This is a genomic window from Leptolyngbya sp. CCY15150 (genome assembly GCF_016888135.1).
Taxonomy (GTDB): Bacteria; Cyanobacteriota; Cyanobacteriia; order RECH01; family RECH01; genus RECH01.
This window is the reverse complement of record NZ_JACSWB010000260.1, coordinates 1-294: the sequence shown is the minus strand read 5'-3', so window position 1 is coordinate 294 and position 294 is coordinate 1. Positions and strand designations below refer to the sequence as shown.

Here is a 294-nt window from a genome sequence, read left to right as displayed (position 1 = left end):
CATAGAGGGTGGTGTGGGATTGCGGACGACACACCAGGATGAAGTTGAGGTGTTGGTCTAGAAGCTGTTGGCACAAGGGCTGGTGGCAATAGAGGTCATCGCCTAAAACCGTCACCTTCATTGGACTAAAGCGTTCTCCATGCTGCATCAACCACCGTTTCGCTGCAGCCGTCTCACAGTCCTGTTTGTCATGCCCGTCTTGCGGCACGATAAACGCTGGCACTAACGGAATCACGTGAGGCTGTCCTGGGGCGACGATGACTGGGGTGATGACGCTATGGAAGTAGTGGGTCT

Annotated in this window: 1 pseudogene; it reads right to left on the bottom strand. The window is 54.8% G+C overall.

The features are described from left to right. Positions 1-294, bottom strand: a pseudogene (locus tag JUJ53_RS25620) (ISNCY family transposase); the annotation flags it as partial.